We start from the raw sequence: 643 nt of genomic DNA, 5'->3' as shown, positions 1-643 counted from the left end.
CGATGGGTGCCACGGGCGCGATGGGTGCGACGGGTGCCACGGGCGCGACGGGTGCCACGGGCGCGACGGGTGCCACAGGTGCCACGGGCGCGACGGGTGCGACGGGTGCCACAGGTGCCACAGGCGCGACGGGTGCCACGGGCGCCACGGGTGCCACAGGTGCCACGGGCGCGATGGGTGCCACGGGCGCGACGGGTGCCACCGGCGCGACGGGTGCCACGGGCGCCACSGGCGCGATGGGTGCCACGGGCGCAACCGGAGCCACCGGCGCGATGGGTGCCACAGGCGCCACGGGTGCCACAGGTGCCACCGGCGCAACGGGCGCGATGGGTGCCACCGGAGCCACGGGCGCAACCGGAGCCACCGGAGCCACCGGCGCGACGGGTGCCACGGGAGCCACCGGCGCGACGGGTGCCACGGGTGCCACCGGCGCGACGGGCGCCACCGGCGCAACCGGAGCCACCGGCGCGATGGGTGCCACAGGCGCCACCGGCGCGACGGGTGCCACCGGCGCAACGGGCGCGATGGGTGCCACCGGAGCCACGGGCGCGACGGGTGCCACGGGTGCCACCGGCGCGACGGGTGCCACGGGTGCCACCGGCGCGACGGGTGCCACGGGTGCGACAGGCGCCACGGGCGCCAC

1 protein-coding gene is annotated in these 643 nt (G+C 79.4%); it reads left to right on the top strand.

The genetic code is table 11. The annotated features are described in order from the left end of the window. The coding region (locus RT91_RS19680; protein ID WP_035189654.1) for a hypothetical protein at positions 1–643 on the top strand (643 nt) is incomplete at both ends.

The sequence above is a fragment of the Acidiphilium sp. JA12-A1 genome, from assembly GCF_000724705.2.
Taxonomy (GTDB): Bacteria; Pseudomonadota; Alphaproteobacteria; order Acetobacterales; family Acetobacteraceae; genus Acidiphilium; species Acidiphilium multivorum.
The sequence above is the reverse complement of the archived record's forward strand: the minus strand, read 5'-3'. Positions and strand labels throughout refer to the sequence as shown.